General features: G+C 46.6%; 11 protein-coding genes and 1 pseudogene. All 12 read left to right on the forward strand.

Annotated elements, in window-relative coordinates; genetic code table 11:
* On the forward strand, positions 1 to 768 hold a 768-nt coding region (locus SFV55_RS08130; protein WP_320028989.1), incomplete at its 5' end, for a zinc-binding dehydrogenase.
* Between the two features lie 145 nt (positions 769 to 913).
* Entirely contained in the window at positions 914 to 1,447 is a 534-nt protein-coding gene (locus SFV55_RS08135; RefSeq protein ID WP_320028990.1) for a DUF3828 domain-containing protein, read from the forward strand.
* A gap of 42 nt (positions 1,448 to 1,489) precedes the next feature.
* Entirely contained in the window at positions 1,490 to 2,275 is a 786-nt protein-coding gene (locus SFV55_RS08140) for an energy transducer TonB (RefSeq protein WP_320028991.1), read from the forward strand.
* 377 nt (positions 2,276 to 2,652) lie between these two features.
* Positions 2,653 to 3,882: a helix-turn-helix transcriptional regulator gene (locus SFV55_RS08145; protein ID WP_320028992.1), complete on the forward strand. Its 1,230-nt coding sequence runs from the start codon at positions 2,653 to 2,655 to the stop codon at positions 3,880 to 3,882.
* Between the two features lie 208 nt (positions 3,883 to 4,090).
* A complete protein-coding gene (locus tag SFV55_RS08150) occupies positions 4,091 to 4,549 on the forward strand; it encodes a nuclear transport factor 2 family protein (RefSeq protein WP_320028993.1) in 459 nt (152 codons plus the stop codon).
* Positions 4,550 to 4,682: 133 nt separating this feature from the next.
* Positions 4,683 to 5,378 (forward strand): ABC transporter ATP-binding protein, encoded by a 696-nt coding sequence (locus SFV55_RS08155; protein WP_320028994.1) that lies wholly within the window; start codon positions 4,683 to 4,685, stop codon positions 5,376 to 5,378.
* An 18-nt stretch (positions 5,379 to 5,396) separates the two neighbouring features.
* On the forward strand, positions 5,397 to 5,885 hold the full coding sequence (locus SFV55_RS08160; RefSeq protein ID WP_320028995.1) for a hypothetical protein: 489 nt from the start codon (positions 5,397 to 5,399) through the stop codon (positions 5,883 to 5,885).
* Positions 5,886 to 5,921: 36 nt separating this feature from the next.
* Complete coding sequence (locus tag SFV55_RS08165) at positions 5,922 to 6,824, forward strand: DUF3526 domain-containing protein (protein WP_320028996.1); 903 nt, start codon at positions 5,922 to 5,924, stop codon at positions 6,822 to 6,824.
* Between the two features lie 27 nt (positions 6,825 to 6,851).
* Positions 6,852 to 8,261, forward strand: a complete 1,410-nt coding sequence (locus tag SFV55_RS08170) for a DUF3526 domain-containing protein (RefSeq protein WP_320028997.1) — start codon at positions 6,852 to 6,854, stop codon at positions 8,259 to 8,261.
* The gene (locus SFV55_RS08175; RefSeq protein ID WP_320028998.1) at positions 8,258 to 9,271 is read left to right on the forward strand and encodes an NAD(P)/FAD-dependent oxidoreductase; all 1,014 of its coding nucleotides are present in this window, start codon (positions 8,258 to 8,260) and stop codon (positions 9,269 to 9,271) included. Before SFV55_RS08170 ends, SFV55_RS08175 begins: the two co-directional genes overlap by 4 nt.
* Positions 9,255 to 9,599 (forward strand): GTP-binding protein, encoded by a 345-nt coding sequence (locus tag SFV55_RS08180; protein ID WP_320028999.1) that lies wholly within the window; start codon positions 9,255 to 9,257, stop codon positions 9,597 to 9,599. The genes SFV55_RS08175 and SFV55_RS08180 overlap by 17 nt, the downstream gene beginning before the upstream one ends.
* A gap of 137 nt (positions 9,600 to 9,736) precedes the next feature.
* Positions 9,737 to 9,919: pseudogene (locus SFV55_RS30180) on the forward strand (hypothetical protein); the annotation flags it as partial.
* Positions 9,920 to 10,093: the final 174 nt, after the last annotated feature.

Raw genomic sequence — 10,093 nt, forward strand, 5'->3', positions numbered from 1 at the left:
GGACAAAACGTGCGCGATTTTAAAGTAGGAGACGAGGTGTTTTTTTACCGAAAGTTTAGCGATATTGGTGCTTGGGCAGAAGAAATTACCATTCACACCGACTATATTGCCAAAATTCCTACCCACCTCACTACACATCAAGCAGGTATCATTGCCCTACCTTTGTTAACGGCATATGACAGTCTGCAACAATTAGGGGCAAAAAAAGGGGAAAAAATGCTCATTCATGGCGCTGGTGGGGGTGTAGGATTTTTGGCTGTTCAAATCGCCAAAAGTATGGGACTGGAAGTGATCGGAACGGCAAGCGGAAAAGACCTTGACGACCTGAAAAAAGTAGGGATAGACCGAGTAATTGACTATCGCAAAGAGCAGTTTACCGATGTCTTGAAAGTAGGCGAACTCACCTATATTTTTGACCTTTTAGGAAAGGAAGTTTTGCTGCAATCCGTTGATTTGCAACCTAAAAAAATCATTTCGTTGCATTACGTAGTCCCTGAAAAAATGCACAAAGCAGGAGTGAATTTACCCGCTATTTTGAAGTGGATACTGTCGCTTACCATGACAACATTTCGCAAAAAAGCAAGAAAAAATGGTGTTGAACTCATTGGACAGATAACGGGCGGAAATGGAAAACTTTTAGCAGAGGCAAGCCGTTTGGCAAGTGAAAAAACCTTTGTGGTTCGTGAAATCCCCTTGATTTCCCTCAAAGAAGTTGAGCAGAACGGGTTATCAAAAACAGACTTGGGAAAGGCGATATCTTTCGGCTAGAGCATGCCACCTAAATTCACTCAGACTGACCTGAAAAAACACAATTCCAAGAGCATTTGACCAATGATCAAGTAGCTAATTTCATTTCAGTAAACACAAAACTTTATTAATTTTAAGAAATTTTTACCACACTAAAATCAACTACATGAGTAAAATTACAAAAATCGTCAACATTTGCTTTGGCCTTGCGCTGGCATTCCTTTTCGCTTGTCAACAAGCACCTAAAAACAGCACGTCTACCGATAAAGCAGCCATCACCGATGTCGTACATAGTTTTTACAAATGGTATCCTCCGGCGGGGATTGAGCAAATTGAGTATGTTGACTCAGAAGGCGAATTTTCAAAATTAGACATGGAAAAAGTGGCTGCCTATCACGCCGAAATGATGAAAAGTGGTTTTCTCAGCCAAGCCTACATTGACAATGACCTGGCGTATCTGAAACAATACGAAGCGATCTGGGCAAAAGACAAAGAAAATGGCAATGAAGCCCCTTTATCCGGTTATGACTACGACCGGGTATACTGTGGACAAGATTGGGACCCTAAAGAATATGAAACTGGCACGCCTAATGTAGATCTACTCGGCACAAATCAAGCAAAGGTAACTGTAGGAGCGAGCGAATTGGAATTGGTTAAGGAAAATGGCAAATGGCTTATTGCTAAGATTAGTTGTGAATAAAAAAATGCTAGAAAGGCAAGCATTTCAAGTGCCTATCAAAAAATGAGCACTTATCTTTACCTCTTATCAATGCATTTTAAAAACACAGGTATGAAAATAAATCAGTTTTTATTCGTAGTGCTTCTCTCGATCGGATGCGCTTTCAACAGTTTTGCTCAGAATGAGCTGAAATTTGAAGTAAACAAAGTTCTACCATTCATTTCGATCCAAGAAAATCAGTTGGCGGAAATAAACACACTTACCGATTTGGACAAACGGTACCCAGCTTCTTGGGTGAAAGAATACATTTCCGTGGAAATTTCAGCCTATAAAAATGGAAGCAAAACGACGGCTTCGGGTACTAGCTATGTCTTGAATCAAGCGCAAAAAGAACTGATCCGATTAGCTGATCGCAGTAGCGATATTGCGGTAAGCGTAACCTACTTGCCCGAAAACTCGTTGAAAGTTAATACCGAGAAGCAATACAATTCCAGTGTTACGATCATGCCTGAAAAAAACGCTACTTATGGAGAAAGCGCCGAGCAATTGATTCAATACCTGCAACAAAATGGCATGGTAAAGATTGAAGCAGGAAGTTTTACCGGTTATGATTTGACGGCCATAAAATTCACCATTTCCGAACAGGGGCAGGTTGCAGATATCCAAGTTGCCATGCCATCAAAAGATTCAAAAATTGACGAAATGCTGGTTGCGGCTATTTCAAAAATGCCTAATTGGACGCCAGCAGAATTTTCCAACGGTTTAAAAGTCAAACAAAGCTTTGTGTTGACCATTGGCAATATGGAGAATTGCATGGTCAATCTTTTGAATATCCGTTCTTTTGAATAAATAGCTCTGGTATACACCATCATGTTCAAGGTTATCGATCAACGGTAGAGTTTAGATAGCCCATTGTACAAATAATACTCTCCATCAACGGCTTTACCAAAATGCCGCCCCAAGGCCAACGCGGGGCGGCATTTTGGTTTTGCTGGCCATGAGGAAATTCAGAACCAGCAGTCGTGTATTTGTCACCCTGAGTTTGTGTTGGTTTAAAATTTCGATGGCTTCCATATTGATCCTCAAGTTAAATTATTTTTGAAACAACGTTGCAAAAATGAAATTCTTTCTATATTTGCATCAATATTGCATAAAAAAACAAAAAATGAAAAACTTCATCACCTCACTGGTATTGGTATTATTTGCCTTGTTACAGCTTTTTACAAATGCCTGGAGCCTATGAAATGCGCTATTGGCAACAAGCTCGTTTCGTTTTCCTGGCCGCCTGCACTTTTCACCTTTGGCGCTTTTGGATGATGAACCCCGTTGAAACATTTAAAGATGATTGGGTAGTTCCCTATCTTTGTAACATGATCACCCCACTGCAATACAACATTTTTGTGCTCACATTTGGGGCCTTGCAAGCGGCGCTCCTTGGTTTATTTTTGCTTCGCAAAAGGAAGAACAACCCTGCTTTGCCGTTTTTGCTGCTTTATTTGCTCACATTGTTGATACAGGTAGTGATGAAAATTGCCAATAAAATATGGCTGATGAATCACGGGAGCTTGTTTTATCAATTTTCCTATTTACTACCCTTTATTTATGGGCCTTCTTTGTACCTTTTTTTAGCGCAATCCACGAAAGGAAAACCTCGGTTCCCAGGTTATTTATTGCATTATGCGCCGTTCGTTTTGGCTGTATCGGTGGAAATAATGGATACTAATAAGCCCCTGTGGGCCTACCCGGTGGTTTGGTGGGGCATTTTCCTAGGCACCATAGTCAGTTTGGTGACTTATCACCTGTTGGCACTGCGTTTGCTGGGCCATTTGGCGCCGACGGATAATCCTGGCGCTGCGGTTCGCATCGAATGGTTGAATAAACTCACCACCGTTTCTTTTTTTACCACCGTTACCCTTAGCGTGACTTTGTTTATGCTATTTGTCTTACACCCATATTATTCCGAAATTCGTTGGATGTTTATTTTGGCAACTGTTTTCATTTATTGGATTACTTACAGCCTGTTGGCACGCCCGGAATTGCTTCATTCCACCAGCGACTTAGCGCAGGTACAGGACAAAGCAGCTTTGCCAAAATATACGAACTCGACCCTTGACCCATCTGAAATTGAACGGATTTTGGTCGAAGTCGACCAGTTGATGCAACAAAAATGCCTTTATCTTGACCCTGAATTGACCCTGGATGATTTGGCGGAGCTAGTCAACACCAATCGGCACAATCTGTCACAAGCCCTGAACGGGCATCTGCAAAAAAAATTTTCTGATTACCTCAATGCATATCGTGTCGAGGCAGCAAAGTCAATGTTGACAGACCCGAAGTTTGAGTACCTGAAAATTGCCGCAATTGCCTACAAATCAGGTTTTAACTCTCTTTCAAACTTCAACGCGGTGTTCAAAAAAATGACCGGACAGAAACCTTCCGAGTTTCGCAATATTTAACACTTCCATTATTATCGGTTTGGTAGAAAAATGCTTTAAAGTCCCCGATTTTTGAGCTAAAGAAATCACTCAACTATTTGCTCATGATGATCGGATTGGTGCTTATTGCCTCCCATTTTTTAAAACGGGCGCAGTGGATTGCGTGAAACAGCATTTGCTGATAATAAAAGCATTTCCCTACAAAATAGGGGTAAACCAAATTTTCAACATGAAAAAAATAACACTATGTTTAATGGCGGTTTTGTTTACCGCAACCATCAAAGCTCAAGATGACAAACAAAAGGTAGAACGTGCCTGCTTTGACTACATCGAAGGTTTTTATGAAGCCGATACAGTCAAACTACTGCGATCCATTCAGCCCCGGTTGTACAAGATCGGCTTTTACCAACGAAATGGTGACAAGGATTACACCTATTCAAAAATGACCATGGAAGAGGCTTTGTTTTACGCCCGAAAAGACATTTCCGAAAATCGCCGTATGGGCAAACCCGACAGCCCAAAAAAAGTAGTAGTCCTAGATCTGATGAAAGTTACTGCCGCCGCCAAAGTTACCGCTCTGTGGGGAACGGACTATTTGTTGTTGTCAAAACAAGGTGATAAATGGATGATTGAGGAAGTGATTTGGGAGGGGCCTTTGGAAATGAAGAGAAACGGCAAAAGGTTTTAAACTGCTACAATGGTAATTTTGATTTAATTAATTGTAATTCAATTGGTTAATTTTGGATTAAATTATTTTTGAAACAGTGTTGCAAAAATAAAATTCTTTCTATATTTGCAACATTGTTTCAAAAATAGAAATCATGATTGTAGCCCACAACCTTAGCAAAAGTTACGGCGAACACCACGCCCTCAATAACTTGAACCTCAATATAGCTCCCGGCGAAATATTCTGCCTCCTGGGACAAAACGGCGCTGGAAAAACCACCACCATCAATTGTTTCTTAGGATTCACTGCCCCTAGTGCGGGTAAAGCCGAAATCAATGGCATCGATGTGGCGAGTGACCCCCAAGGCAGCAAACGACACCTGGCCTACTTGCCCGAAGTGGTGATGTTGTACCCCAAACTCAGCGGCCTGGAAAACCTCGACTACTTCAGCCGTTTGGCAGGATTCCGCTATTCCAAAAACCAATTGCAGGAGTTTTTGCTCAAAGCAGGTTTGCCGGGCGACAGCATCAACCGCTACGTAGGTACTTATTCCAAGGGCATGCGCCAAAAAGTAGGCATTGCCATTGCTACTGCCAAGCAGGCCAAAGCACTGTTTCTGGACGAACCCACCAGCGGCCTCGATCCCAAAGCCAGCAATGATTTTTCCCTTTTGCTCAAAACCTTAGCTCAGGAAGGGGTAGCAATCCTGATGGCCACCCACGACATCTTTCGCGCGAAGGACGTCGCCACCCGGGTAGGCATCATGCGCGAAGGCCAACTGGTGGCCACCCATGCGGCTACCGAGTTTTCGGCGACGGAACTGGAAAAAATATATTTGGAAACGGTTTGATCCCCAAACAGCAAAACTATGTTGACTCAAATCATCCAAAATGAGTGGCGCATCGCCTGGCGCGAGCGACAACTGTCGGTCCTCTGGATCATCATCGGTGGGCTCTTGTTGTTTGCCACCTTCAGCGGTTGGCAAAATTTCCAACGCATCCACCACGAAAGAGCAGAGGCGGCTCAATTGATGCGCCAGAAGTGGGAAAACCAGGGCGATCAAAACCCCCATTCATCCGCACACTACGGCACCTACGTATACAAGCCCGTGTCTATTTTGCATTTTTTAGATCCGGGGATCGACAAGTTTGCCGGGGTGTCGCTGCGTCTGGAAGGGCACGTCCAACACGGGCTAGCCTTCGCCGCAGCTTCCGAACAAAGTAGCCTGAGCCGTTTTGGCGACCTGCATACGGGGTTGATTTTACAGATACTGGTTCCCCTCTTGCTCATTTTTGTGGCCTTCAACAGCTTCCAACGCGAACGCAGCAGTGGAGCATTGCGCCTCATGTTGGCCTAGGGCACTGCGCCCCGCAGTTTGCTGTGGGGTAAAATATTGGCCGTTTGGAGCATGGCTTTGGCTTTGTTGCTCCTGGTTTTGGTATTGAGCGGCATCCTGGCCTTGAGCCAGCCTCAACTCAGCCAGGGTACCGATGTGTGGTTGCGCCTGCTGGGCCTGACTACGCTTTATGCTTTGTACTATTTTTTGATCAGTGCTATGGCCGTTCAATTGGCCGCCGCAATCCGTCAACCTGCCCTGAGTTTGCTCAGTTTGCTCAGCATTTGGGTTTTGAGTACGGTCATTTTGCCCAAAGTGGTAGCCGCTTCAGCTGAACAGCAAAAGCCACTCCTGGGGGTGATGCAATTCAACGAACAAATGCACGAAGAGCGGGAAAAGGGCTTGAATGGCCACGATCCAGAGGATGCGCGCAGCAAACGTTTTGAACGCAAAATATTGGCCAAATATAGCGTGGATGACCCTTCTAAACTGCCCATCAACTACGATGGTTTGTTGATGCAGGAAGATGAATACTACGGCAATGCGGTGTGGGACAAACACTTTGGCCTCTTGAACCGCGATTTGCGCCAGCAGGCCCAATACACGGCCTGGAGCAGTTTTATCAACCCCTTTCAAGCCTTGCGCAACCTCAGCCTTAGCCTCGCCAATGCCGATTTGTACCAACACCTGCACTTCCAAAAAGCGGCGGAAATGTACCGCCGCACCCTCATCCGTACTTTGAATGAAAAAATGGCCTACGGTGGCTCAAAAACGGGTGATTGGGATTGGACCGTGCCCGAAGCCTGGTTTTCTGAATTGGAAGACTTCAACTACGAGGCGCCAGCCATGGCTTGGTCTTTACAACAAAGAACGCTGGAACTGGTGGCCATTGCCGCCTGGGCCTTATTGTTGATCCTCCTGTTGTGGATGCCTTGGTGGAAAGCCGAGCGTCTGCTTTAAATCTGCGCCCTTAAACGCCTCCTTCACATGATTACGACCATACTTCAATACGAATTAAAACAATTGCTCCGCAAACGGGTAGGCTGGGCTTTGCTCCTGTTTATACTGCTTGGCGGCGGCTACGCCATTGCTTACGGCTGGCTCAATTACCAGCATTACCGCACTCAGATCGGAGAAGTGCAGCAAAAGCAAGCGGAGACCTATGCCGAGTTGGCTCCCAAATACGATACTTTGACCCAACTGGGGGATCAAGCGCCGGAAAGGCTGAACAGTTTTGGAGACCCCATTATGGCTGATTTTCGCTATCGGCGTTATTCCACCTGGTTGCCTGGTTCATTGAGTGCACTGGCTGTGGGGCAACGCGATCAACAAACTCCCTACCAACGCATTCAATTGTACCGCAATGTCAATCTGCCAGAATTGGAGGAAATCAATAACCCCGAACAGCTTTTGGCTGGGAATTTTGACCTCAGTTTTGTACTGGTTTACCTGCTGCCCTTATTGGTGATCGTACTCGGGTTCAATGCCTTGAGTCAGGATCGGGAGGAGGGCATTTTATCCTTATTGAAAGTACAAGGCCTTACGCCGAAGCAGCTTTTGTTCACCCGTGTTGGCTTACAATTTGGGCTGCTGTGGGGCTTGTCCCTCCTGATTTGTAGCATTGGTTTTGGCGTAGTGGGTGCCGACTGGGCACATTGGCCCGCTTGGGGGCTGGGCTGCGGTGCCTGGCTTTTGTTGTGGGCTGGACTGGTTGCCTGGGTAAACACTTGGGGGCGTAGTTCTGCTTTTAACGCCACGGTTTTGGCTGGTTTTTGGATTGTCTTGTTGATCCTTTTGCCCGCCCTGACCAACTTTTGGGTGGACAGAACTTATCCCGTACTGCCCCGCAGCGAATTTATGGCCACCGCCAGGGACATCAGCTCCCAGGAATGGGATCGACCCATGGCGGCTATTTTAGCTGATTTTCAAAAAACGCAGCCTGATCTCTACGCCAAAATACCTCAGCCCATCCGCGACACCCAGGCGATTAAAGTGTTTATGTACAACGAGAACAGCATAGCCAAAGTTGAGCAACTGGGTGCCCCGCTGATGCGAACCGGAAGCCAACGCCTGGATTTGGAAAACCGCCTCAAATACCTCAATCCGGCCTACGCGTTCAATGCCATCCTCACTACCAGCGCAGGCACTGAACTGAGCAATTTTATCGATTGGCAAAACGCGACCAAAGAGACCTTGAAACAAAACCGGGAACTGGTCACCCAGATTGGCCTGTCGGGCAAAACCTTCAAAAAAGCCGAGTTTGAACGCTTGCCTACGTTTAAAGCGCCGCCATTGAAGGCGCAGGTAGGCGGTAACTTGCTGTGCCTGGGGGTACTGGCCGGGTTATTATGGCTACTGGTGTGGTGGAGCGCCCAGCGCAATGCTGCGCAGGTATGAATCGCCAGGAATTTCTCCGCAACCTGGCGCTTGGCGCATTGTCGCTGCAAAATGTGGAGGAATTAGCGACCCACTGGGTACCAGAAAAAAATACCATGACTCAACAAAACGAATCATTCAGCGAGGTCATCATCCTTGGTGGCAGCTACGCTGGTTTGGCAGCAGCTATGGCCCTTGGCCGTTCTTTGCGCAAGGTTTTGGTCCTTGATGCGGGTGAACCTTGTAATCGTCAAACCCCGCACTCGCATAATTTTTTGACCCAGGATGGGCAAGTCCCGGCACACATTGGAGCCGTCGCGCGGGCTGAAGTGTTGCAATACCCGACGGTACGGCTGCGCAAACTCTGGGTCAGCGCGGTGCAAGCCGTTGAGGGCGGTTTTCAGGTCACTGGGGCGGGCGCAGAGGTCTTTCAAGGGAAAAAATTATTACTGGCCACCGGGGTAAAAGACCAAATGCCTGATTTACCTGGGTTTGCAGAATCCTGGGGCATTTCGGTGTTGCATTGTCCTTATTGCCACGGCTACGAGGTAAAAAAGCAAGAACTAGGCGTGTTGGCCAATGGCGAAACCGCTTTTGAAATGGCGCGCCTCATCGACCACTGGAGCAGCGGCTTGACCCTATTTACCAATGGCCCCATGAACATGGAAAAAGCCCAGGTAGAAAAATTGCAGGCCAAAAACATCCGCATCATCGAAACGCCGATTCGCGCACTGGAGCATCAAGCGGGTTATTTGCAAAAAGTCCACTTTGAGGATGGCAGCCATCATGCCTTGAAAGCGCTTTTTGCACGAGTGCCATTTACCCAAAGTAGTGCTATCGCCAAAGACCTGGGTTGCGCTTTTACCGAAATGGGGCATATCCAGGTGAATGATTTCAAAAAAACCAATGTCCCCGGCGTTTTTGCCGCAGGCGACAACACTACTCCTATGCGGGCCGTAGCCGCTGCCGTGGCGGCAGGGACGATGGCGGGAGCGATGATCAATCATGAATTAATTGTGGAGGATTTTTGAGAAAATCGCTTCCCGCCCCAGCGATGCCCTCAACTGGAGCCAGGCGGGTGGTTCCTTGCAGGCTTCTTCCGCCGGGCGGTGGTGGGCGAGTATGCCCCTGCACCGCCGCATGAACATTCCCTCTTTTTTGGAAGCGCAGGAGGAAATTGAAAAAGACTGGGATCCGGTTTTTGGAGACCGGGGCAATGAACTGGTTTTCATCGGTCAAGACCTGGATCAAACCCGGATCAAAATGGAATTGCGGGCTTGTTTGTGTACCCTGGAGGAAATTGAGCAGATGTGGAAGGGCGGGTATTTTGAAGATCCGTTTCCGGAGACGATGAATTGAAACTTATCCATATGTTATCACACACCCACTTTATCATGACCATGCAATTTAACTTTACTTTTGTGCTTGTTTGTTTGGTATCCAGCCTTAGCGCCCAAACCACCAGCAACACACCCACCGACACCCTCAAAAAATTGGAGCTACAAACCGTTGAAATCACCGGTCGGCTCAAAAAAGACTACAACAGCGACTATTCTTTTTCGGCCACTAAAATCGCCATTTTGAATAAAGACCTGCCGCAGTCGATCGGTACGGTGACCAAGGAATTGATCGCCGACCGCCAGGCTTTTCAATTGGCTGATGCTGTGAAAATTTCCAGCGTTGATTGGGTGGCGGAATCAAATTAAACGCTAGCCGATGCAAAATTGGCTGGCGCTCGAAGAAAAAATGGCGGATAGAGTACGGTTTCTCAACGCCCCTTTACAAAAACTTAATCTATGAACCCATGAATAGGCTCTAACTTTGTCGATGAATCATCCTATTCGCCTAACTAT

This window comes from Haliscomenobacter sp., from assembly GCF_033763495.1.
GTDB lineage: Bacteria > Bacteroidota > Bacteroidia > Chitinophagales > Saprospiraceae > Haliscomenobacter.

Bases quoted from the DNA above. Each gene is read 5' to 3' on its own strand.
- SFV55_RS08135 (WP_320028990.1), top strand. From the start codon at position 914: ATGAGTAAAATTACAAAAATCGTCAACATTTGCTTTGGCCTTGCGCTG.
- SFV55_RS08140 (WP_320028991.1), top strand. From the start codon at position 1,490: ATGAGCACTTATCTTTACCTCTTATCAATGCATTTTAAAAACACAGGT.
- SFV55_RS08145 (WP_320028992.1), top strand. From the start codon at position 2,653: ATGCCTGGAGCCTATGAAATGCGCTATTGGCAACAAGCTCGTTTCGTT.
- SFV55_RS08150 (WP_320028993.1), top strand. From the start codon at position 4,091: ATGAAAAAAATAACACTATGTTTAATGGCGGTTTTGTTTACCGCAACC.
- SFV55_RS08155 (WP_320028994.1), top strand. From the start codon at position 4,683: ATGATTGTAGCCCACAACCTTAGCAAAAGTTACGGCGAACACCACGCC.
- SFV55_RS08160 (WP_320028995.1), top strand. From the start codon at position 5,397: ATGTTGACTCAAATCATCCAAAATGAGTGGCGCATCGCCTGGCGCGAG.
- SFV55_RS08170 (WP_320028997.1), top strand. From the start codon at position 6,852: ATGATTACGACCATACTTCAATACGAATTAAAACAATTGCTCCGCAAA.
- SFV55_RS08175 (WP_320028998.1), top strand. From the start codon at position 8,258: ATGAATCGCCAGGAATTTCTCCGCAACCTGGCGCTTGGCGCATTGTCG.